Consider the following 23,290-nt stretch of genomic DNA (forward strand, 5'->3'; position numbering starts at 1 on the left):
TGTTGATTTACCAACCTAGTTGTTTGGCAATATATTTTCACCAGCAAATAAATCAGCAATCTCTTCACGCTTTCTGACTAAGTGGCACTGATCGTTATCCACCATCACTTCTGCGGCGCGTGGTCTAGTGTTGTAGTTACTAGACATGCTCATGCCATAAGCACCTGCAGACATAATTGCCAACAAATCACCTTCTTGTAATGCAAGGGCTCTGTCATGACCCAAAAAGTCGCCACTCTCGCATACTGGCCCTACTATTTCGTAAATTACTGAAGCTTCTGTTCGAGGCTTAACTGCTTTAATGTCGTGGTAAGCATCATAGAGTGCTGGGCGCATTAAATCATTCATCGCAGCATCGACAATCGCGAAGTTCTTTGTTTCTGTTTGTTTTAAATACTCAACTTTAGTGAGTAAAACACCAGCATTGCCGACTAAAGCACGGCCAGGCTCAAATACCAGTTTCACATCGCGATCACCTAGTTTCTCGCGCATTGCTTTTGCATAAGCCGTAAACTCTGGTGGTGTTTCGTCGTTATAGCAAATGCCAATACCTCCACCAAGGTCGATATGTTGGATATGAATATTGTTTTCTGCCAAAGCATCTACCAGTGCTAGAACGCGATCAAAGGCGTCTAAAAACGGGGATAACTCAGTAATTTGGGATCCGATATGACAATCCACACCATGAATCGCGATATTTGACATTCCTGCGGCTTGTAAATAAATGTCCAACGCATCTTCATAAGCTACGCCAAATTTATTATTTTTTAAGCCTGTAGAAATATAAGGGTGGGTTTTAGCATCTACGTTTGGGTTTACCCGTAATGATACAGGTGCAATTTTCCCCATGTAGGCCGCAACATCGTTCAAGCGTACTAACTCACTGGCAGACTCTACGTTAAAGCAAAAAATACCAGCTTCTAAGGCTGCGCGCATTTCTTCCGCGGTTTTACCTACACCAGAGAATACGACCTTTTTAGGGTCCCCACCCGCAGCAATCACTCTGGCCAGTTCACCACCAGATACGATGTCAAAACCAGCGCCAAGTTTTGCAAATAAATTCAAAATCGCAAGGCTAGGGTTAGACTTTACAGCAAAGCATACTAAGTGGTTGGCGTCTTTAAAGCCAGTGCTAAAGCGTTCAAAGGCTTGGCTAAGTGCAGATTTAGAATATACGTAACAAGGTGAGCCAAAATTCTCTGCAACTTGTGTAAGTGCAACATTTTCGGCATGTAACACGTCATTTTTAAGCGTAAAAGTATTCAAAGTAATGTCTTAACAATAATAGGTTGAAAAGCAGCCGATTTATTGACTGGATGAAGTCGGCTGTGGGTATGCTTGTTCAGGAATGTATAGCGGACCTTTGGTGCCGCAGCCTGTTAGAATTAGCTGAGTAATCAAAAGTAACATAATTTTTTTTGTAAATGGCTTCATAAATATTTAGTGTGATTATTTTAGATAAAGTTGATTATCCACAGCATTTAATAATGCGACTTATTCTATCATTTTTTAGCTGTCTTAATGTTAAGCTAATGTTGTAGAACGCTATTTAGTAACCGTTTATTCGGTGAAATTTACCGACTGTCGGTTGCTAATGGACATCGATTGATGTCAGTAGCATGATGCATTTTAAGTAAAAGGGGGATTGGAATGGTGAACTCAAAAGTAATCCGGCTTAGTCGTATGGCAATATCAAAAGGCTTTACTTTGATAGAGTTGATGATAGTTGTAGCAATTATTGGCATTCTTGCAAGTGTGGCTTTACCTGCTTATAACGATTATGTGGAAAAAGCAAAAGCAGCAGAGGGGCCTACTGCATTGGCAGATGCTAGAGTGAAAATGGAACAGTTTTTTCAGGATAATCGAACTTACGATGGCGGGCCATGTCCTGCAAATATCAAAAACTTTACTTTCACCTGCGACTCAGATGCTACTACATATACGTTAACCGCAGATGGTGTTGGTGATATGAGCAACTTTCAATTTACTATTGATCAAGACAATAATAGGTCTTCTGTCTACGATGGTACTAGTGGTGCCGGCTGTTGGTTAACAGGTAAGAATGGCACATGTTAATTTTGTGCAAAAATCGGCAACAAATACGGCGGACTAGTTTTAGTCATGCTGGTTTTAGTTTAGTCGAATTAATGGTGGCTGTGGCTGTGATTGGTATTCTTGCTGTATTTGCGTTACCAAGTTATACAATTTGGATTGAGAATACTAGAATTCGAAATGCGGCAGATTCAATTAACTCTGGCTTACAAAAGGCACGGGTTGAAGCATTAAAACGTAATGCAGATGTTAAGTTCGAGATAGGTGTAGGGTCTGATTGGACAATCGGCTGCGTCAATGTGACTGCTGATTGCCCAGACACGATTGAAGAGAGGCGCGTTAAAGAAGGTTCTTCAGCCAGTATCTCTGTGACAGCAACGCCAGTTGGATCTACTATTTTGGTTTTTACCAGTTTAGGGCGTGTTCGGTCTGCATTAGAAGGGGCGCCAGAGGAGCCATTTACTCAGCTTGATATTGATAACTCATCGATGAGTGGCTCGGAAAGTCGAGATCTGCGAATTTTGATTGATGCTGGTGGTGCTGGCAAAATGTGTGATCCTTATACAGGATTGTCTGACACTGATCCTCGAAAATGTCCTGCCTGAGGTGTTTAAATGATTAAACAAAATCAAATAATGAGAATTGGGCGTCCAATATTAAAAGCCTCAAATCTTAAAGCTAAAGCGCAGCAAGGGATGGCGTTACTTGAGTCTATGATTGCAATTGTCATTTTCTCAATGGGAATTTTGGCTTTAGCTGGCCTGCAAAGTGTGTTGGTTAAAAGTACGTCAGATGCTAAGTATAGAGCTGAGGCTACGTTTATCGCTCAGCAGCGCTTGGGGTTGGTATGGGTGGGCTCTGGTGACCTTGCTGATTCAGCAGAGGTTGATACTGATATATCAGATTTATTACCTAATGGTACCCGCACAGTTTCCATTTCGCCAGAGCGTGTTGTGACAGTGACAGTAAGTTGGCAATTACCGGGTGAAGATGAACATACCTATAGTGCTAATGCTAGAGTTGAAGGTATCTAAGATGAAGCTGAACAAAAAACATCTATCTTATGACCGGTTGTACCAGTCAGGCTTCAGTTTGGTTGAACTCATGGTCGGCTTAGTGATAGGCTTAATTGCCAGCTTAGTAATTATGCAAGTATTTTCAGCGTTTGAGGGTCAAAAGCGGAGCACTTCAGGTACGGCAGATGCGCAAACTAATGGGAGTATTGCATTGCATCACATTCAACGTGACGTACAAATGGCTGGTTATGGCTTGCCTATGCCTAGTGCCGACGCAGATAACACGTCACTTAATTGCAGTCCATTCCCAGTATTTGACCATGATGATAACCCAGCCACCCCTGACCTTGATGTATTTCCTTTGGTGATTGACGATGCAGGTAGCGCTGATGGTGTGAGTGATGTAGTGACAGCACGTTTTAGCAATACCGCAATGGGCGCAATTCCCGTCAAGATTGTCAATGCAACGAATGCTAATGCTGCTACAGGGTTGGCTGCGGAAAATAATATAGGTTGTAAAGACAATGATATTGTTTTGATTAGCCAAGGACCATTGTGCCGAATGACGCGCGTAGCAGATGCTAACGGAAGCCCAGATACATTGCAGAATATTGCTTTAATAGGATCTACTCCAGTGGGGGCGCCAATTGCTATTGGTGCAAAAATAGCTTGTATGGGTGATTGGCGCGATTACAGATATGAGGTTGTAGATAATCAGCTTACTTTGGATGGTGTGCCGATCGTATCTGAAATTGTGAATATGCAGGCGCAGTATGGGGTCTCAGCGGTAGCGAACAGCAATCAAGTGGTGAATTGGGTCAATGCGACTGGCGCTTGGGCTACACCTACGGTAGCTGACCGAAATAGAATCAAAGCGTTACGCATTGTTATAGTGGCTCGTAATGACTTATTAGAAAAAGATGACGTGACTGCTCCATGTACAACGGCAAGAGGAGTAGTAAATAATGGGCCTTGTGCATGGGATGACGCTGATTTTGATGCCGCGCCAACGATTGATTTATCAGCAATAGAAGATTGGCAGAGATATCGCTATAAAACATTTGAAACGATTATTCCATTACGTAACATGCTTTGGTCTAGGGATGTATTATGAAGATTCAAATCCTACAATCTTTCAAGCAACAAGGTGTCGTGTTATTTGTCGCGCTGATTGCATTAGTTGTCATGTCCTTGGCTGCTGTTGCGCTGATTCGCTCCGTTGATACTAATACCATTATTGCAGGCAATATGGCGTTAAAACATAATGCGCTAGTATCATCTGATCGAGGTGTAGAAACTGCCTTAAATTGGTTGGAAGCTCAGGCGGTAGCTAACCCAGAGAGTCTTTATTCTGATAACCTGGCTCAAGGTTATTATGCAACCTTTTTGCCAGAGGAAGGCTCTCCTGATTTAGACTCCTCGATCGTACTTAAAGCGGATGCAACATGGGCTGCTGCCGCTGTTGCCACTGGTGATGGCGTTGTTGGCGGTACAGAAACCAGTAGTGGCAACAACATAAGATTTATTATTCAGCGTATGTGTCGAGACACGGTCGCTCCTGCTAGCAATATATGTTTGTTAGGAGATCCTGAAATAGGCAATGGTAGTAAAAAAGTGGTACCAGGCGACCTGGGTGGCGCTGAAATTAATACCCAACAAAGTCCAGTTTACAGAATCACAACACGTGTCGCTGGGCTTAAAAATACCGTTAGTTATGCCCAGACATATGTCTATTAGGAGTTAGCGATGCAACGATATCATCAAGAGTATAGGTATGTTTGGAGTCGTTTGGTGGCGGCAATCGCTTTATCTTTTGCTATTCTGATGCCGCAAACTACTATTTCTGCACCAGTGATATCACCTTTGGATCTAGCCACAGTGCCATTGGCTAATAGTCCAACTATCACCATACAACCTAACCTATTATTTATTCTAGATGACTCAGGCAGTATGAGCTGGGATTACATGCCGGACTGGGCAAATAGTGGCACTGATTCACTATTTAGAAACGCTAGTTATAATACTGTGGCTTACAACCCTAGCATTCGCTATTTGCCACCAGTTTTTTTTGACGCATCAGGTTTAAATACAAGTCAGTATCCTAGCCAAGTAGGGCAAAACACAGATACAGGCGCAAGCACTGCAAGCAAACCAAATTGGCGTCAAGTGAAATATAACGCTTATAGCGGCTCTGGCTACCCTACAGGGACTAAAAATTTAGAAACAGACTCCGCTTACTACCATATTATTCCTGGTGAATATTGCACAAAACCTGATTTGCGAGTTTGTGTAGCGCAATCATCAGCTTCAACTACTTATCCTTATCCTGCGCCAGTCAGGTGGTGTAACAATACAACTAATGCTAGCGCGGCCACGCCCGCAGCTAACAGCTGCCAAGCTACAAGAATTCAAACAGGCACGACCTTTAATGAACTACGTGCTCCAACCCAGCGCACTGCTACCATTCGGATTGATAATTCAAATAGTTGTACTTCTGTGAATGGTGTTTTAATTTCAAGTAAACAAATTATGGCGAGTGCAATTACTTGTTCAAGTACAGAAAGTACCACAGCCGATAGAATCGTAACTGAAATCAATGCTTGTACTTATGCTAAAACTGGCAACTGTACTACGTTAGGTTACAGTGCATCTAGATCCTCTGCGACTATCACAATATTTGCACCGACAACTATTACAGCTACGCCCGATGCACCAACTTCAAATGGGTCGTTGACGACAACTAGAACTGCATTTTCTAAAAACAATGTACCTGGAGAAAGGGTGTTTGTGCCAATAGCAAGCTCAGAAAATGGCTATGTGTTACCTGGTTCTACTGTTAAAGCAGTTACTCGCACTGATTGTGCTGGTGCAACTTGTACTTATGTAGAAGAAATGACGAATTATGCAAATTGGCATACCTATTATGGTACGCGTGGGCAGTCGATGAAAACTTCTGCGAGTATTGCATTTAAAGATGTGACAGAGGATTACCGTGTAGGCTTTATGACCACATCGACCCGATCTGCCCAAATGCTTAATTTTGATACATTTAATACCATACAAAAAGCAGCTTGGTACAGTAAATTTTTTGCTGCACCAGCAGATAGAAACACGCCACTTAGAGGTTCACTCTCAAAAGCTGGACGTATTTATGCGAACGAGGCCTTAGCTAAACGAGGAGTTTTTACAGACCCTGTTCAATATGAGTGTCAACAGAATTTCGCTTTATTAACCACAGATGGTTACTGGAATACTGGCGATGAAACGTCAACCTATGCAGGTGGGCCCCTAGGCGTAGATAGTGCTAACGTGGGTAATAATGATAGTGCTGCTGATAACACACCAAGACCAATGCGTGAAGGCGCTACAGCCCGGTCTGATACATTAGCGGATGTTGCTAAATATTACTTTGATACGGATATACGTAGGAATGATTTAGGTAATTGTGACGGTGCTAAAGGTCCTGACGTTTGCCAGTCTCCTGCACCATCCACAGCTAACCAAAAGCAAAATATGGTGACGCTGACTTTAGGCATGGGGGTTGACGGTGTGTTGTCGTATACCTCTGATTACAAAATTGCGACATCAGGTGATTTCACTGACATAAAAAATGGCGTAAAAAACTGGCCTGATCCTATAGCAAACACTGGGCCAGAGCGCATTGATGACCTTTGGCACGCAGCTGTGAATGGTGGTGGAACCTATTTTAGTGCAAAAAACTCTACAGATTTGGTAAGTCAGCTTAAAGAAGCCTTAGCTTCTATTGAGGTGAAGCTTGGCGCCGGATCTGCAGCGGCAACTAGTACGCTAAACCCTGTCGCTGGAGATAATAACGCATACGTAGCTAGCTATACTTCAGGATATTGGATTGGTAATTTAGAAAAAAGAAGTATAGATATTGTGACTGGTGCGGTGAGCCAGTCAGCTAGTGCTTGCGTAGAAGATGTAGTGCCTTCCTCCTCGTGTGTTAGCCCATCCAGTGTTGTGCCTGATGGTAGCGGAGCATACAACTGTGTGACACCAAACATAACTGACGTAGCCGCTTGTAGTGGTACTTTGGTGGGTACTGACTGTAGTGTACCGCTATCAGTTGCTTGTGTTGGCACTTTGAAGAGTAAAGTAGCGAACTTAACCGATACCCGCAAAATATACATGAATAGTGGCGGTGCTTTGACGGACTTTACTTTAGGTGCAATTACCTCCGCAGGTTTAGCCAGCACCCTGCAACCTGCTTTTTTGGCGGCTAACTTAACACAATGGCCAACCTTAACCCCTGAACAGCAGGCAAATGTGACATCTGCTCGTTTAGTGGCTTATTTGCGTGGTCAAACTGGTTATGATGAAAATGCTACCCTACCTGAAAATAAGCTATTCCGTAAACGTCAGGCGGTGTTAGGCGATGCTGTAGATTCTAAACCAGCGTTTTTAGGTAAACCAACTTTTAAATATGCTGATACAGGCTACTCTGCATTTAAAGAAGCAAAAGCAACCAGAGCTAAAATGGTATTTATGGGTGCCAATGATGGCATGTTGCATGCGTTTGATGCAAATACATTACAAGAGTTATGGGCATATGTGCCGAGTATGGTGATTCCGAATATGTGGAAGCTGGCAGATAGCGCATATGGTAATAAGCATAGTTATTATGTGAATGGTGACCCTATTATTTCCGATGTCTATGATGGTGCAGCTTGGAGAACAATATTAGTCGCTGGCTTAAACGGTGGTGGCCGCGGGTATTACGCACTAGACATTACAGATCCGGTTAACCCTACCCTGTTATGGGAATTTGATGCGAATGATCAGCCAAATCTAGGTTATACCTTTGGCACGCCTATCATTACTAAAAAGTCTGATGGGACATGGGTGGTCTTAGTTACCTCTGGCTATAACAATATTCCGGATAACAGTGCTTTTTACTTGTTGACTGATACTAAGTTCAAACCTAATAATCCTGCACTTTATAATGGGGGAGATGGTAAGGGGTATTTGTATATATTGAATGCACTTACCGGTGTTGAAATTTCTGCGATATCAACGGGTATCGGAAGTACATCATTACCAAGTGGTTTGGCCGAAATCAGTGCTTATGCTGATGACCCAGAGAAAAATAATACCGCTACTTATGTGTATGGTGGTGATTTGTTAGGTAATCTCTGGCGGTTTAATCTTGCTGATAATAGTAAGCTATTATTTGCAACGCTCCAAGCATCAGGTGCACAGGCAATTACCACTAGCCCAGAGCTAGGAACTATTAAAAATAAACGAGTGGTGTTCGTAGGAACTGGTAAGTACCTTGAGGTGAGTGACCTGACAGATATTAGCAAGCAAACGCTTTACGCAATTAAGGATGATAATGCGACTTCTACAGTCACCGACCCTCGATCTGTTCTTGTGCAGCAAACCATCGTGCCTGAGGGTTTTGATACGCGGAAGAGTGGAACGAGTAACGCTGTAGACTTTGGTTCTGGTTTAGGTTGGTATATAGACTTCCCTGATAAAGGTGAGCGTCAGAACGTGGCATCGCAACTAGTACTAGGTACTTTGCTTGTACCAACCACAGTACCTACCTCTTCTGCTTGCCAACCAGCAGGCTATGGTTGGTTAACTTTCTTAGATTATGAAACAGGTACGGCGGTTAATAACTTAGGCTCTAATGTTGTTTCGTTAAGAACTAATGCGCCTACGGTTGGTTTTAATGTGGTTTATATTGATGGTAAACCAAAAGTTTCAATCGTAACAGCAGATAACCCGACACCTCAGATATTAGAGGTTCCATTTACTGGCTCTGGTACTGGTTTCCAAAAACATAGATCTATTTGGCGAGAGTTAAATTTCTAGTAGAGGGTATCTTCTATAAATTAAGTATAGCGCTGTAAATAATGTGGTTAACTTTTACGCTGTTTCCCTAGTGAAGCAATACCTTTTAAGGTAGATGGTATAGAGTAATCCGTACTAGAGGAGTCTCGGTATTTTATTTTTAATGAGTGGTATATTACAAGTTTTAACATCTACACTAGTCATAAATGCGTTTACTCAGGGCGAGTAGTGTAGATAGCAGTGGCCGTTTGCTCTAACACCTCGCCGCTTTTTTCTGTTTTACGTATCTTTACCGGAATGTTTTGATAATCAAGAGCAAGCCATATCTCGGTTTTTTCTTGATTATCCCCACTCTTTAATAAGTGCAAAGTTTTAAGCTCACCCAGCTTAGTATTAATCGTTTCCTCACCTTCAAAGCTATAGGTGTAAGTGCGTAAATATTTACCATTTGTCATGGTTATTTGCATAGAGTTTAATGGTGGGGTAAACATAAACTGGTACATAAAGCTTAAAAAATCCTGTGTTCCTTCAGGTAACGGTTCTGACTTTTTGCCCTTTTTACTTGTCATTTCAATGACACCATCAGACCACAACAAATTTGCGTATTGGTTCTTTTCACTATTCCCACCGTATTGGTATGCATAATAGTTTGGTTTTAAACCTTCTTCATTCACGGTTCCTTCACTGTATTGTTCTAATTTACTTAGAAAAAGTGAAGCGACCCCTTTTGCCTCGGTAATGCTGGTTAACTGATAGGAATTTCTACGCAGGCTCATATTGAAAGTAATCTGTGTGACACCAAGTACACCTGAGTCACCACCACGCGTGACTTCAAATTCGGTTTGTACGTATTGATAAGCCGTCGTTATGTCTGTATTGGCACTACTTGCAGTTTCAGTAATTGTAGTATTTTCTATCGAGCTCTCTGCAATTAAGCCTTCACTTTGAGGGCTGGTATCGGATTCTGTATTGGTTTGATTGTCAGAATCAAGTGGATTGGTATTGGGAGTTTCAGTATTTAACACGCTCGTAGGTACTTCCGAATCTAATGTTGGTTCATCTGTATCAGGAGCTGTTGACTTTTGTGTAATTGGGTTCGGGCGTTCCTGAGGGACGTATGGTTTGATAGGCCTTTTCTCTGGAAGTGCTTTTACCAAGCGAACATTAATGGAGGTTAGATTTTTAATATCTGATGGAAATGAAATTGAATAGCTGATGAGCAATAATATATGCAAAGCCATAGAAATAAAGGCTGCAATTAGTAGCCATTTATTTTGGGCAAAGCGTAATTTTAAGGTGCTCAGTATCATGTGGCTTTGTGATGAGTGATGTTCAAGTTGATGACGCCGAATCAATTTTTTCTGAGCTATTATTAAGTAACTGATGAGTAATCAGTCCATTTACTACGCCAAAAAACAATGCTGCTAGTGCAAAAATTGGGATTAAATAAGCAACGCTGGCATGTGGAATCAGCCATAGCCTTACAATCATTAGCTGTCCTGCAATGTGTGCAAAAGCCGCTATCATGCTTAATGATACCGCACCAAAGTACTTTCTTGGTAAGTGCATACTAAGCCACAACACACCTAAACTAAATAGTGCGCCGGCTAGACTCAGTATGAAAGTTGGCGATAGAAATTGACCTAACAATAAACTGCTGGCAAACACACGGAGTATGCTTACCCAAGCGGCACTCGTAAAGTTGTATTTATATAGTACATATAAAGTCACAATGTTTGCGATACCTGGCTTAACGCCTGGTAAAGGGGATGGAATCAGTGCTTCTAACATATGTAGCGCAATAGCAAATGCTGCAAGTTTGGCTATTCTGTGATCATCGAGGGTAGTGTTAATCTGCATTTAATCGTATATGTATGATTGATTGCGCTATTTTTACACTAATAGTTAAGTGAGTCGTAGTGTTTTGTTTCGCCAACTAGTTCTAAACTTAGTTGGTTCGGTAAGCAAATAGCAGCCTGACCTGATCGTGATAACCAGCCTTGGTGCACACAGTATTGATTATGGCATGGGGATTGGGCAAATCTGGCTTTGCCGTTCATGATACTGATTGTGGCGTTGCCTATCGTTCCTTTGACATGAATATCACGTTGTTGATTAAGGCTGTAGGTGCCATAAACGGTATCACCTAGGCGGATTTGAACTGTGGTCGCATGCTCATGTGACCACAGTTGTTGGAACAGAACGATGATCAACATGCTGCTGGCAACAAATATGAGCCAATCACCAATGAGCATGGCACTTGTTATCGCTTTAATGTTGCGTAGTAGTTTGAACATACGCATGCTTCTTAAAATCTTGATCCAGCCAAGTGAGTTTATTTTGCATTTCCTTGGTGACAAATACTTGAGATGATTGATTAATCACCATAAAGTGATTAATACCCATCGCAGTAGCGATTTTTGATTTGCTTTCAGCAGGCTCAATAAAAATGGGTTTTGATGCAACATCAGAAAGTACGCCAGCTTGCGAATGATATGGTGCTTGCGGAGGAATTAGTACTGTTACTGCTTGCGTATGTTGGACTGGATAACCTGTGCGCGGATCAATGATGTGACAATAGCGTTTACCATCTAACATGAAGTAGCGCTGATAATCACCAGACGTACCAATTGCCCAGCCATCAAGTAAATCAAGTGTGGCAATCGCAGAAGGTTTACGCGGATGTTGTATCCCTACCCGCCAAGGCTTATCTCCATGCTGACCAAGTGCAATGATATTGCCGCCTATGTTAATGAGTGCATGCTTCACATATTGCTTGCGCAGATAGCGTACTGCTCTATCTAAGGCATAGCCTTTTGCATAGCCGCCTAAATCAAGCTTAACACTACTATTTGTGCTGTAAGCAGAATTATTCGTCACAACAATATCATCCATACTAGGGTTTGCACTGACTAAGGCGCTGATTTTCTTATCATCGACACTGGTTGCGGCAAACTCATCTGCCTGAAACCCCCATGTGCCGATTAAATGGCCAATGGTTGGATTGAACAAGCCATTCGATTGTTTTGATAGTTTTGTGGCATCTTGCAGAACTTCTATCATGAGTGGGCTGATGTTTAATGGCTTGTTTTGGGAGGCGAATGCTAAGTTGAGCGCGCCTAACTCACTGACTTGGTTTTCAGAAACGGGCTTCCATGCGTGTAACTGATGATGCAAGTGCTGAAAATCTTGCAAGATTTCATTTGAAAGAGACTTAGCACGCTCTTCTGGTTCACCATAAATACTGATATCAACCAGCGTGCCAAATACGAAGCTTTGGCTGTGGTAGAGCGGCGGTTTTTGATAAACAATGAATCCTAATATTGCAATGCAGCATATCGCTACAGTCAATACGGTGCTCAACCCTTTACGCATTTATTGGAGCTGTTGTTGCTCTAAAGCATTGATAAAGAGGCTGGCTGGATTGCAATCGGTTTGGTTTGCAATTTCGACCATACCAGTAGGGCTTGTTACGTTAATTTCTGTCAGGTGCTCACCAATGACGTCTAAACCCACTAAAAACAGACCTTCTTGCTTCAGTACTTTTCCTACAGTCATTGCAATGTCACGGTCTCGACTAGTGAGCGGCTGAGCCACACCAGTACCTCCTGCGGCTAAGTTGCCGCGCGTTTCGCCAGCCATTGGAATCCTTGCAAGTGCATATGGTAATGGTTCACCATCAATCACAATAATACGCTTATCGCCTTGCACGATAGCTGGTAGATAACGTTGCGCCATGATAGTGCGGGTACCAAACTCGGTAATGGTTTCCAATATCACACTGATGTTAGGGTCTTGCAGCGTGAGCCTGAAAATACTGCTACCGCCCATGCCATCTAAAGGTTTCACTACAATATCTTCATGTTTCTTTAGAAAATCACGAATGAATGTTTGATTGGAAGTGACTAAAAACTCAGGTGCAAATTGCGGGAACCGTGTGACTGAGAGCTTTTCATTCCAACCGCGGATCGTCACGGGGTTGTTCAATACGCGAGCGCCCTGATTAGCTGCTATTTCAAGTAAGTAGGTGCTGTAAAGATACTCGTTATCAAAAGGAGGATCTTTGCGCATGATAATCGCATCAAAATCACAGGGGGCGAACTCTGCTTTCTCAGAAGTGATATAGTTTTTTTCAGTAAAGTTAAACTTCTGTACATTAATTCTAGCTTGTTCGCCACGCAGAAAAATATCATGTTGCAAGCTCACAAATAGCTCATGACCACGCTGACTAGCCTCTCGCATAATGGCGAGGCTAGTGTCTTTGTAGCTTTTTAAGCTTTCAAGCGGATCCAGAATAAATACTAGTTTCATGTACAGACTTTATTGATTTAAAGGGTCTTGTTCTTGCAACTCAATTGCAGCAGCCAGTAACGCTAAACGTGCGACTACACCATACGCATAAAAGCGGTTAGGGGTGGCATCTGGCGCGCCTGCACAGTCAGGTAGCGTGCAAGGTTTTTCAAAAGCCAACGGCACAAAGTGTGAGCCTGGCGCATTCAGATTTTCATCTACGCCTCTACCAGTGTGTACACGGTAAAAACCGCCAATCACAAAGTGATCCATCATATAGACTACTGGTTCTGCAACCGCATCATTAATGCTCTCAAACGTGTAAACACCCTCTTGAATAATCACTTCAGTGACTTCTAAGCCTTCCTTAATCACTGACATTTTGTTACGTGCCTTGCGGTTTAGGCCACGTACGTCATCAGGGGATTTGACAGTCATAATACCCATGCCATAGGTGCCGGCATTGGCTTTTACAATCACAAATGGCTCTTGGGATACGCCGTATTCTGCGTATTTAATTTTAATCTTTTCAAGCAATGATTCAACTTTAGCAGCGAGGCAGTCTTCGCCAGTGCGGTCATTAAAGTCAATTTCGCCACATGTTTCAAAATATGGATTAAGCAACCATTCATCTATACCTAGCAATGCCGAGAACTCATGTGCAACACGGTTATAAGCAGCAAAGTGTTGTGATTTTTTGCGTGTACTCCAGCCTGCGTATAGCGGCGGAATTAAATCTTGTTCTAAATCTTTAAGAATGTCAGGAATGCCACCGGATAAATCATTATTAAGCAAAATTGCACAGCTATCAAATGCGGTAAGATTGGTAGTGCCTAATTTGGATGCTGGCAACTTGATGCGGTTGCCTTCGCGTACCACAGGTTCTAACAATAGCGGCTGACCATCATGTGTTTCTAGTAAGGTAGGTTCGGTGATTTCTGGTGAGATTGAGCCGACTCTTACGTCCATGCCTGCTTGTTTTAAGATATTTGCAAGCTCAACTACGTTGCGCAGGTAATAAGTATTGCGGGTGTGATTCTCGGGAATGATAAGTAAGCGGCTTGCCTCTGGGCAAACCTTTTCTACCGCGACCATGGCTGCCTGCACACATAAATGCAAAAATTCTGGATTAAGGTTGTTAAAGCCACCTGGAAATAAATTCGTATCAACAGGTGCTAATTTGAAACCAGCGTTGCGTAAATCAACAGACGCATAGAATGGCGCCGCATGGTCTAACCATTTTGTACGAAACCAATGCTCAATTCTTGGCATGGCATCCAGCATGCTTTTTTCAAGTGATAAAAGTGGGCCATTGAGAGCTGTTGTTAAATGCGGAACCATATTTTCCTTTTTTAAACTTTAACGCGGTTAGTTAGGGTAATCGCTATGCCAATACAGTGCCGTTTTAAGTAATCACTTGGTGAGCCTGTGCATCAGCATGGTAGCTACTTCTTACCATGGGGCCACTGGCTGTATTATTAAAGCCCATCGCGTCTGCTTTTTGTTTTAAAGATTCAAAAATATGAGGTTCAACATAACGCATCACTGGTAAATGATGCACGCTAGGCTGTAAATATTGCCCCAGTGTCAGCATGCTGACATGATGCGCGCGTAAGTCTTGCATCACTGCTAGAATTTCCTCATCAGTTTCACCCAAACCTAACATCAAGCCTGATTTGGTAGGAATATGTGGATACATTTCACTAAATACTTTTAATAAGTTTAATGAGTTTTGATAGTCAGAGCCTGGTCTTGCTTGTTTGTATAGTCTTGGTATCGTTTCAAGGTTGTGATTCATCACATCAGGCGGCGCCTTGCGAAGAATTTCAAGTGCAATATCTAAGCGACCACGAAAATCTGGGACTAATATTTCAATTCTGATATTGGGTGAGTGTGCACGTACCGCTTGGATACAATCAACAAAATGTTGTGCGCCACCATCCAGCAAATCGTCACGATCTACGCTGGTAATGACGACATAATTGAGTCGCATCTGTGCAATCGTTCTCGCTAGATTTTCTGGTTCATTCACATCTGGAGGTAGCGGTTTGCCGTGTGCGACATCGCAAAATGGACAGCGACGTGTGCAAATATCGCCCAGAATCATAAAGGTTGCGGTACCACTACTAAAGCATTCACCAATGTTAGGACAGCTGGCTTCCTCACAAACGGTATGCAGATTATTCTCACGCAATACACGCTTGATCTCTTGATACCGTGCGCCATCAGGTGCTTTCATGCGTATCCAGTCAGGTTTGCGCTGAATTGGCTGCGGAATGATTTTAATGGGAATGCGCGACGTCTTTGCCGCGTCAATTTCTTTTACCCCAGCAACTTTTGGTGTGGGCGTTTTATTAGGGGTTACGTTCGTCATGCAAATGCTCTAGTTTGCTGGTAAGCATTTTTACAAGTTGCTCACCAATGGTTTGTATATTGGCATCAATGCCCAAGTCTTTAGTTTGTGTCACTGCAAGCCCTTTGTAGCCACAAGGGTCAATCGCGCTAAATGGCCTTAAATCCATGTCTATATTAAGGCTTAGGCCGTGATAGCAACAATTGTTTTTAACACGTAGCCCTAATGAGGCTATTTTTGCCTCGTCTGAGTTAGCTAAGCTTACATAAACGCCAGGCGCATCTTTTTTTGCTACTGCGTTTACTTTGTATTGGGCCAGTAATTCTATCACTGTATTTTCTAGCAAGCTGACTAAACTACGTATATTAAGATTGCGTCTTGATAGGTCTAATAACACGTAAAGGATGACCTGCCCAGGTCCATGATAGGTGATTTTGCCACCACGGTCCGTATTCACGATGGCAATATCATCACGGGAAGGTGGTGCGACCTGTTTACGGTTGAGTCCTAGTGAGTAAACAGGAGGGTGTTCAGTGAGCCATATTTCATCGGCTGAATCTAACCCTCTAGCTGTTGTGAATTGTTGCATCGCCTCGCATGTTGCTTCAAATGAGGTAACGCCTAAATTTCTAACAATGATATTGTTTAACATCACTAATGGATGAGTAACTTAAAGCGTGTACTTCACTAATGGGTGTGATGTTAACAAGCGATAAACATCATCAAGCTGGGCCTGCGAAACGACATCAACAGAGCATGTCAAACTGATATATTTACCATTAGAACTTGCACGCATTTCGATATGTTCAGCATTAAAGCTTGGCACAATCGTTTGAATCAAGCTAATAATCGTCGTCGAGAATATTTCTTGTGTTTCCCCCATCACCTTAATAGGAAATCGACAGGGGAACTCGATGAGTGGTGGTGTTACTTGTGGGTCGATATCAGTCATCTTAATTGCGTTTAATTTTGTTAGGTTGTTATTGCATCATTAATTTAATAGAGTCCCAAGCCCGACCAAATAAGCCTGCTGCAGCGACTGACTTATTTGCAATTAATGCACGTTCGCTGATGGTTCTGCCATTGAGTACAAATTTAACTTGGCCAATCACTTGACCTTTTTTGATTGGGGCAATTAGTGGCTGTGTACTTGAAACAATCGCTTTAACATTGGCGTACTCACCTTTTGGCAGCGTCAAGTAAAGGTCGCTTGCTACGGTTGATGAGATTTCATTTGCATCGCCTTTCCAAACTTTAAGCTTACTCACCGCTTGGTTTTGTTTGTATACCAAAGTTGAGTCAAAGAATTGAAATCCATAGTTCAATAGTTTTTGGCTTTCAGTGGCACGCGCTGTGTCAGTCGGAGCACCTAGAATGACTGAAATATGACGTGTGTTGTCGCGTTTTGCCGTAGAAATTAAACAATAACCTGCAGACTCGGTATGGCCGGTTTTCATGCCATCTACGTTAGGGTCTAGCCATAAAAGACGGTTGCGGTTTGCTTGTTTAATATTGTTGTAGGTATATTCTTTAACAGAGTACAGGCGTTTGTATTCTTCTGGAAAGTCGCGAATTAGTGCCATGGCTAAGGTCGCTAGATCTTCTGCAGTGGTGTAATGTTGTGGGTCTGGTAAGCCAGTAGCATTCATGTAATGCGTGCTCTTCATCCCTAAACGTTGCGCCTCTTTGTTCATCATTTGCGCAAACTGTTGCTCTGTACTCGCAATTCCTTCGGCCAGCGTAATTGATGCATCATTACCTGAAACAATAATCATGCCATGTAGAAGTTCATCAACAGTGGCAGGTTTATTAGGCTCGATAAACATTTTTGAGCCTTCAGTTTTCCAAGCATGTTCGCTTACAGGTAGCGTTTGGTTTAGTTGTAAATGGCCGTTTTTAACTGCTTTAAATACGAGGTAGGCAGTCATGATCTTTGTGAGTGAAGCTGGCTCTACACGCATGCTCGCATTGTGTTGTGCAACCACATGCCCATTATTAAAATCTTTAAGTAAGTATGCCTTGACCGCTAAACTTGGCGGTGGTGCAATCTGTGCAGCACCGGCATGTGCTAAGTTTGTGAAAGAGGTAATAGCCAAAGTAATGGCTAAAGAAGAGTTGGTAATAATGCGCGTTAAGCTGTATTTTTTGATGATATGCATGAGATTCAATGGTTGGGTTTACTGATTGGTAACAATGGCTGATATATTTAGCTGGCTTCGTACTTTGTTTGCATGAATGTCTGCTTCTCTTTTACTTGAAAAAGGACCTAATTTGACACGATGCAAACCATTATTATACACGTTAGTGACGGCTGCATCGCCCGCAAGGTCTAGGTCCATAATTTTCTTTTGTAACAATTCACCATTGGCTTCACTCTTAAAAGCACCTGCTTGTACGTAATAGCCCGAGGGCGATATTGCTTTACTGGGCGCTGATTGGGATATCAACGTGTTATTAGTATTGCTTGAGCTTATTAATTCAGTTGTTTGAGCTGTGCTAGTGCTGGATGGTTCTACAGCTGCAACATTCGTCTTAGCGGCAATACTTAAAGCTTCTGGGCTGGTATCAATCGCAGTGACCTCTACTAGCCCGCTGCCTTGGGCGACTAAACCAAGTTTATAGGCGGCCGCATAGGACAAATCAATTAAACGATCATGTTTAAAAGGGCCTCTGTCGTTGACTCTTACGACCACAGCACGTCCATTGGTAGGATTCACTACTTTTACATAGCTAGGAATCGGTAAAGTGGTGTGTGCTGCGGACATGCCGTACATATCATAGACTTCGCCGCTAGAGGTTTTTCTACCGTGATAGCGCTTTCCATACCATGACGCAACACCTTGTTTTGAATAAGGTGCATAGGTTTTCATCGGAACATATTTTTGACCTAGAGCTTGATAGGGTTTGTTGCTACTGACGAGCGGCTTTTCTGTTCTAGGTTCGGCATCCGGAATGCTAGCAATATCAATTGAGGTGTTGTCGCCAGGGCCGTCATCAAGGTAATAACCGCCTTTATTATTAGACTCTTTAGATTGTTTTGCTGGTGGGCTTTTGGTGTTTGTTGATTCAGGTTTTGTGCTGTTTGTACTGGCACAACCAGCTAACAATACCAACCACAAAATAATGAAGCTTTTTTGGAAAATAACCATTGAATTCCTCCTCTGCAATACAAGTAACTAGGTTGCAACGAGTTTTTTATGCGTGTGTATGCTCATCAGTATGCCAAAACCTAGGTACAGTGTCACCAGCGAGGTGCCACCATAGCTAATTAACGGCAATGGTACACCAACAACAGGTAATATGCCGCTTACCATTCCCATGTTCACGAATGCATATGAGAAAAAGTTAAGGGTAATACTACCAGCTAATAGTCTAGAAAATGTGTTTTGCGCCTGTGATGCAATCACTAATCCACGGGCGATAATCAAGCTAAATAGAGTGAGCAGTAACATATTGCCTAAAAAGCCAAATTCTTCACTAAAGACAGCAAAAATAAAGTCCGTAGTGCGTTCTGGTAAAAAGTCGAGTTGCGTTTGCGTGCCATTGAGCCAGCCTTTGCCCGCGCCGCCGCCAGACCCAATCGCGATAATCGCCTGAATCGTATGGTAACCAGCGCCTAATGGGTCTTGGGTGGGGTCAAACAGAATTTCAATACGTTTTCTTTGGTACTCATGCAATAACGACCAAAAAACAGGCATAAGTGCGAGTAAAGAGGCTGATGCTATTAATAGAAACCGCCAACTTAAGCCGGCCAGAAATAATACATAGAAGCCGGAAGACGCAATCAATAATGATGTGCCTAAGTCAGGTTGTTTCATAATGAGTGCGACAGGAATTGCTAGCAATACGCTACCTACCACAAAGTTGCTGGCGCTAGGTTTGCCTTCTCTACTGGCAAAATACCAAGCGAGCATCATTGGTACGGCAATTCTCATTAATTCAGAAGGTTGAATTTGCATGAAGCCTAAATTTAGCCATCGGCGCGCACCATGACTGATGGTCCCGAATAGTGCGACACCTATCAGTAGCAATAACCCAAGGATGTAAAGTGGACGCGCCGCACGCTCCAGATTCAGCGGTGAAATGTTGGCGGCTAGCCACATCGCACCCAGTGCCACAGCAACGTTAACGCCTTGTGCATAAATGCGTGAAAAGTCTTGGCCTGATGCACTGTAAAGAACAAATAAACTTAATAACAAAGCAAAAAACAGGCAAGCCATTAAGAATGAGTCGAAATGCTTGAATAGAAAATGAAAGATTTTGCTAATCATGGAACTCTTCTTCTGAGGTAGTCGTGGTGCCGGTTGCGCTTGCTGGTAATGGTTCCGCCACAGCCGCAGGTTCGATAGCCGGCGTTTTTCCTAATAAGTAATAGTCCATGACTTTTCTTGCGATAGGCCCAGCTGCGGAGCCACCGTGGCCGCCGTTTTCAACAATCACAGCAAGTGCGATGGTTGGGTCTTCAGCGGGGGCGAATGCAATAAACAATGCATGGTCACGATGGCGTTCATTGATAGTATGCTCGTTATATTTCTCGTTTTGCTTAATGCCAATCACTTGGGCCGTACCTGTTTTTGCAGCGATTGAGTAGCCAGCGTTTGCACCGACACTCGCAGCAGTACCACCAGGTAAGGTGACGTCTACCATGCCACGTTTTACAATCTCCACATTATCAGGATTTAGCGTGATGCGGTCTTGCACGATGTTAGGAATGAATACTTGCTTACCCGTTAAGCCATTTTGAATTTTTGTCACTAAATGTGGTTTCATGGCGACGCCATTGTTCGCCAGAATTGCAGTAGCTTGCGCTAATTGTAGCGGTGTTGCTAGCGTATAACCTTGCCCAATCCCAATAATCACAGTTTCACCTGGATACCAAGGTTGTTTGTAACGACGCATTTTCCATTCTGGTGTTGGTAATAAGCCTTCGATTTCACCCTTAATATCAATATCAGATTTTCTACCAAATCCAAAATGGCGCACAAATGATGTGAGTCTTTCTATTCCTAACTCCATGGCCAACCCATAAAAAAAGGTGTCACAAGAAACGGTAATCGCTTTTTGCATATCTACCATGCCGTGTCCACTTGGTTTCCAGTCGCGATAGCGATGTCGGCTACCAGGCAGCATAAAGAAACCTGGGTCTTGAATCGCAAAAGGTGGATTGCGCTTCCCTGCCTCTAGCCCGGCCAGTGCGACGAACGGCTTGAATGTGGAGCCAGGTGGGTAAATGCCTCTAAGTGGGCGGTTAATGAGTGGTTTGTCTAAAGACTCATTAAGCAGCTTCCAGTTTTCAGTATCAATCCCATCTACGAATAGATTTGGGTTAAATGTTGGTTGACTGACGTAGGTTAACACTTCGCCTGTTTTTGGATTAATGGCAACCATTGCACCACGGCGCTCGCCAAATGCAGTTTCGGCAATTTCTTGCAGTTTACTGTCCGCGGAAAGAATCAAATTGTCGCCAGGAACCGGTGCGTTGCTAGATAACACCCGCACGGCATGACCATCTGCATCAATTTCCACCTGTTGGAAACCCGTGGTGCCGTGTAGCTGCTGCTCATAAAATTGCTCTAAGCCGCTTTTACCAATGTGATCTGAGCCTTTATAGTTTGAATAAACGCCTTCTTGTTTAAGGTTTTCTATGTCTTTGTCATTAATGCGCCCGATGTAGCCCACCATGTGTGAACCCAGCTTACCAAGTGGGTAATGTCTAAACAATCGTGATTTAATTTCAACGCCAGGAAATCGGTAATGGTTAACTGCAAATTTAGCCGCCTCAATTTCATTAAGATGCGTGCGAATTGGTGCGCTTTCAAAGCTGTGGCTTTGTTCTCTAAATTTTTTAAAGCGCTTTTTATCTAATGAGCTAACTTCAATCAGTTGGCCCAGTTCGGTAATCGTGTTGTCGAGATTTTTTACTTTAGCTGGTGTGATTTCTAACGTATAAACAAAAAAATTATGTGCGAGTACAACGCCATTTTTATCTAAAATTAAACCCCGGTTAGGAATGGTGGGGACAAGAGAAATGCGGTTGTTTTCTGCTAGCGTTTGATAGTGGTTGTAATGCAGTATTTGTAAATAATAAAAGCGAAATGCGAGTAGCGCAAATAAGCTAAGTACAACTAAGCCTGCGACACCTAGGCGTAGCCTAAAATAATATTGCTCATGAATATAGTTTTTGAGTTCAGCAACCATACTTACCTCATTTACTACGAGAGGCTCTGCTGGTGTTCAAGCCAAGTGCAACGGCAGTTTGCCACAAAATGACGCCTGTGAAGCTAGGTAAAAAGTAAGCCCAGCCTAGTGATTCATTACCAGCAAAGGTTTTTACTGTGAGTAAGGTAAGTTGTGAAATCAATAATAGTAGTAATACATAAACTAGTTGCTGTGTGTTGCTGAATAATACCAAGCGACGCTGGTAGATGACGGCCACAAAAGTAGTGACGGTATAAGCAAGCGCATGTTGTCCAAAGACGCCGCCTGTCGCTAAATCTACCCATAAACCGATAAACCAAGCAGTGCCAATATTACATTTATTGGGTGCGCGGAGTATCCAGAAAATGATGACCAATAATACAAAATCAGGGCGTAGCTTAAGTGCAACACCTGACCAAGGCAGCAGTAGGCATATGAATGCGATTAGCAGTGATAAGTAGATCGTTTGTAACTTAGTCTTGTGCATTTGGTTTGTTTGGGGTGCTAGAGTCAATGGCTGTTACAGGTGCGCCATTCGTTATTTTTTTATGTTGTCCCGATGCCTTCATCGGAGGTGCTTTTACTGTTTCAGCAGCGGTAACGCTGGTGCCGGTATTTTCTGTTGTCTGATTAGTGCTGACTGCGCTGTTAGTGCTTTCTAGTTGAGAGATACTAACGAGTAGTACTTGCTTATGATTCTCGATCCCACCTGTAGGCACGCAAATGATTCTAGCAAACGGTGAATCTGGCGTGGTTTGAATGTTTGTCACAGTAGCGACAGCAAGCCCTTTCGGATAGATGCCATCAATACCAGAGGTAATCAGTTTGTCGCCTGGTTTGATATCTACGTTTGCTGGCAGGAAAGGTAGGTCTAAGGTGTTGTCACGGCCATGCCCAAAAGCAATTGCTCGTAATCCGTTACGTTCAATTTGGATGGGAATGGTGAGTGATTTGTCAGTAATCAGCGTGACTTCACTACTTGCTGGATAAGTGCGTGTCACCTGCCCAATCACGCCTTTTGCATCAACAACCGCGGCACCCTCCACCACATGATGAACACTACCTCGATTCACGACTATCTTTTTGGTAAAAGGGTCGCGACCTACATGTAGAATTTCGCCAAGCTGACTAAATTCTTCAAGTGATTGATTGGCTTGTAGCAACTCGCGTAAATTGGTGTTTTCTAGCTGAAGTGTTTTCATCTTTTGCAAAGAAATTGCTTGTATCAAAGCTTGTTTTCTTAGCAGCTGATTTTCATTGAGCAAGCGGTGGTGCGTAGAAAAATACTCGTTCGTTGATTCGTAGAGCATGGAGGGTGCATTTGCAATGAGTTGCAAGGGTTGTAACACCACCATTAAATGTTCACGTAGGCTACCTAGATATTGCAACCGTGAATCGGTTGCCATTAGCGCTAATGACAGTGCAGAAAAGAACGCTAGGCGTGCAAGCGGACTTGGACCGCGCGCAAAAAAAGCTGGGGCTTGTTGTTGATCCAGATTTTGATGATAGCCAGCCATTGTGAGTGTGTTTTAGTTCCAAACGTTAATGCGATTAGTAGGAA

General features: G+C 42.9%; 23 protein-coding genes. 6 read left to right on the forward strand and 17 right to left on the reverse strand.

What is annotated here, in order from left to right; all coding sequences use genetic code 11:
• Window positions 1–15: 15 nt before the first annotated feature.
• Together lysA and lptM are read right to left on the reverse strand one after the other, a co-directional pair.
• Complete coding sequence (gene lysA, locus A391_RS0101470) at window positions 16–1,266, reverse strand: diaminopimelate decarboxylase (protein ID WP_019896852.1); 1,251 nt, start codon at window positions 1,264–1,266, stop codon at window positions 16–18.
• A gap of 39 nt (window positions 1,267–1,305) precedes the next feature.
• On the reverse strand, window positions 1,306–1,434 hold the full coding sequence (lptM, locus tag A391_RS14245; protein WP_081621909.1) for an LPS translocon maturation chaperone LptM: 129 nt from the start codon (window positions 1,432–1,434) through the stop codon (window positions 1,306–1,308).
• Between the two features lie 216 nt (window positions 1,435–1,650).
• Between lptM and A391_RS0101475 the strand changes: the two genes are divergently transcribed.
• From A391_RS0101475 to A391_RS0101500, 6 genes are read left to right on the forward strand one after another with little or no spacing between them, the layout of a single operon-like run.
• Window positions 1,651–2,076, forward strand: coding sequence for a type IV pilin protein (locus A391_RS0101475; RefSeq protein WP_272912494.1), 426 nt, complete (start codon window positions 1,651–1,653; stop codon window positions 2,074–2,076).
• Window positions 2,070–2,657 (forward strand): GspH/FimT family pseudopilin, encoded by a 588-nt coding sequence (locus A391_RS0101480; protein ID WP_019896855.1) that lies wholly within the window; start codon window positions 2,070–2,072, stop codon window positions 2,655–2,657. The genes A391_RS0101475 and A391_RS0101480 overlap by 7 nt, the downstream gene beginning before the upstream one ends.
• Window positions 2,658–2,666: 9 nt before the next feature.
• Entirely contained in the window at window positions 2,667–3,086 is a 420-nt protein-coding gene (locus A391_RS0101485; protein WP_019896857.1) for a type IV pilus modification PilV family protein, read from the forward strand.
• A 1-nt stretch (window position 3,087) separates the two neighbouring features.
• On the forward strand, window positions 3,088–4,182 hold the full coding sequence (locus A391_RS0101490; RefSeq protein WP_019896858.1) for a PilW family protein: 1,095 nt from the start codon (window positions 3,088–3,090) through the stop codon (window positions 4,180–4,182).
• Window positions 4,179–4,805 carry a pilus assembly PilX family protein gene (locus A391_RS0101495; protein ID WP_019896859.1) on the forward strand — a complete coding sequence of 209 codons (627 nt, stop codon included), beginning with the start codon at window positions 4,179–4,181 and terminating at the stop codon, window positions 4,803–4,805. The genes A391_RS0101490 and A391_RS0101495 overlap by 4 nt, the downstream gene beginning before the upstream one ends.
• 9 nt (window positions 4,806–4,814) lie before the next feature.
• Entirely contained in the window at window positions 4,815–8,909 is a 4,095-nt protein-coding gene (locus A391_RS0101500; protein ID WP_019896860.1) for a PilC/PilY family type IV pilus protein, read from the forward strand.
• 191 nt (window positions 8,910–9,100) lie between these two features.
• Here A391_RS0101500 and A391_RS0101505 read toward each other — a convergent pair whose 3' ends face one another.
• The 15 genes from A391_RS0101505 to mreC all read right to left on the reverse strand — a co-directional run bounded on the left by A391_RS0101505 (window position 9,101) and on the right by mreC (window position 23,246).
• Window positions 9,101–10,129, reverse strand: a complete 1,029-nt coding sequence (locus tag A391_RS0101505; RefSeq protein WP_157261316.1) for a DUF3108 domain-containing protein — start codon at window positions 10,127–10,129, stop codon at window positions 9,101–9,103.
• 91 nt (window positions 10,130–10,220) lie between these two features.
• Window positions 10,221–10,748, reverse strand: a complete 528-nt coding sequence (locus A391_RS0101510; protein WP_019896862.1) for a Gx transporter family protein — start codon at window positions 10,746–10,748, stop codon at window positions 10,221–10,223.
• 38 nt (window positions 10,749–10,786) lie between these two features.
• Window positions 10,787–11,185 (reverse strand): NusG domain II-containing protein, encoded by a 399-nt coding sequence (locus A391_RS0101515; protein ID WP_019896863.1) that lies wholly within the window; start codon window positions 11,183–11,185, stop codon window positions 10,787–10,789.
• The gene (locus A391_RS0101520) at window positions 11,160–12,263 is read right to left on the reverse strand and encodes an FAD:protein FMN transferase (protein ID WP_019896864.1); all 1,104 of its coding nucleotides are present in this window, start codon (window positions 12,261–12,263) and stop codon (window positions 11,160–11,162) included. The genes A391_RS0101515 and A391_RS0101520 overlap by 26 nt, the downstream gene beginning before the upstream one ends.
• On the reverse strand, window positions 12,264–13,199 hold the full coding sequence (gshB, locus tag A391_RS0101525) for a glutathione synthase (RefSeq protein ID WP_019896865.1): 936 nt from the start codon (window positions 13,197–13,199) through the stop codon (window positions 12,264–12,266).
• Between the two features lie 9 nt (window positions 13,200–13,208).
• A complete protein-coding gene (gshA, locus tag A391_RS0101530) occupies window positions 13,209–14,519 on the reverse strand; it encodes a glutamate--cysteine ligase (RefSeq protein WP_019896867.1) in 1,311 nt (436 codons plus the stop codon).
• 64 nt (window positions 14,520–14,583) lie between these two features.
• A complete protein-coding gene (gene lipA / locus A391_RS0101535) occupies window positions 14,584–15,552 on the reverse strand; it encodes a lipoyl synthase (RefSeq protein WP_019896868.1) in 969 nt (322 codons plus the stop codon).
• Window positions 15,533–16,183: a lipoyl(octanoyl) transferase LipB gene (gene lipB, locus A391_RS0101540; RefSeq protein WP_019896869.1), complete on the reverse strand. Its 651-nt coding sequence runs from the start codon at window positions 16,181–16,183 to the stop codon at window positions 15,533–15,535. The genes lipA and lipB overlap by 20 nt, the downstream gene beginning before the upstream one ends.
• An 18-nt stretch (window positions 16,184–16,201) precedes the next feature.
• Window positions 16,202–16,483, reverse strand: coding sequence for an HP0495 family protein (locus A391_RS0101545; protein WP_019896870.1), 282 nt, complete (start codon window positions 16,481–16,483; stop codon window positions 16,202–16,204).
• Between the two features lie 28 nt (window positions 16,484–16,511).
• Window positions 16,512–17,690 (reverse strand): D-alanyl-D-alanine carboxypeptidase family protein, encoded by a 1,179-nt coding sequence (locus A391_RS0101550; RefSeq protein ID WP_019896871.1) that lies wholly within the window; start codon window positions 17,688–17,690, stop codon window positions 16,512–16,514.
• Between the two features lie 18 nt (window positions 17,691–17,708).
• Window positions 17,709–18,680, reverse strand: a complete 972-nt coding sequence (locus tag A391_RS0101555; RefSeq protein ID WP_019896872.1) for a septal ring lytic transglycosylase RlpA family protein — start codon at window positions 18,678–18,680, stop codon at window positions 17,709–17,711.
• Window positions 18,681–18,707: 27 nt separating this feature from the next.
• Window positions 18,708–19,802 carry a rod shape-determining protein RodA gene (rodA, locus tag A391_RS0101560; RefSeq protein ID WP_019896873.1) on the reverse strand — a complete coding sequence of 365 codons (1,095 nt, stop codon included), beginning with the start codon at window positions 19,800–19,802 and terminating at the stop codon, window positions 18,708–18,710.
• Window positions 19,795–21,729, reverse strand: coding sequence for a penicillin-binding protein 2 (mrdA, locus tag A391_RS0101565; RefSeq protein ID WP_019896874.1), 1,935 nt, complete (start codon window positions 21,727–21,729; stop codon window positions 19,795–19,797). The genes rodA and mrdA overlap by 8 nt, the downstream gene beginning before the upstream one ends.
• Before the next feature lie 7 nt (window positions 21,730–21,736).
• Window positions 21,737–22,216 (reverse strand): rod shape-determining protein MreD, encoded by a 480-nt coding sequence (gene mreD / locus A391_RS0101570; protein ID WP_019896875.1) that lies wholly within the window; start codon window positions 22,214–22,216, stop codon window positions 21,737–21,739.
• Window positions 22,203–23,246 carry a rod shape-determining protein MreC gene (gene mreC / locus A391_RS0101575; protein ID WP_019896876.1) on the reverse strand — a complete coding sequence of 348 codons (1,044 nt, stop codon included), beginning with the start codon at window positions 23,244–23,246 and terminating at the stop codon, window positions 22,203–22,205. Before mreC ends, mreD begins: the two co-directional genes overlap by 14 nt.
• Window positions 23,247–23,290 lie beyond the last annotated feature (44 nt).

This window comes from Methylotenera mobilis 13, from assembly GCF_000384255.1.
In the GTDB taxonomy this organism is placed as follows: domain Bacteria; phylum Pseudomonadota; class Gammaproteobacteria; order Burkholderiales; family Methylophilaceae; genus Methylotenera; species Methylotenera mobilis_B.